1 protein-coding gene is annotated in these 268 nt (G+C 59.3%); it reads right to left on the bottom strand.

What is annotated here, in order from left to right; genetic code table 11:
• Positions 1-268 (bottom strand): hypothetical protein (locus MJ643_RS30820; protein WP_247727324.1); only part of this gene is annotated, 268 nt, incomplete at both ends.

The raw sequence follows: 268 nt of genomic DNA, 5'->3' as shown, positions 1-268 counted from the left end.
CCAAAGCCTCCTTCAAGACTCGGCCGTAGGATTCCTCGGACGCAAGAGTGTCGATCGCGTACTCGGGCCCTAGCATGTACCCTCCCGCATAGCGTTCGACGAGGTTCCCCTTATCGAATTCGTTCGACAGCTTTCGGAAGTCGCGTCCCCTTTGAACGTAATCCCCCTGCTCCTGGGAGACCTCCAAGCGACGCCGTGCCGCGTGCATCATCGGCCCTTCGATGACCGAAGCAAGGCCTGGTAAAGCAAGGCTGCTTGCGAAGAACGC

It is taken from the genome of Pseudomonas sp. PNPG3 (assembly GCF_023093815.1).
GTDB classification, from domain to species: Bacteria; Pseudomonadota; Gammaproteobacteria; order Pseudomonadales; family Pseudomonadaceae; genus Aquipseudomonas; species Aquipseudomonas asiatica.
The sequence above is the reverse complement of the archived record's forward strand: the minus strand, read 5'-3'. Positions and strand labels throughout refer to the sequence as shown.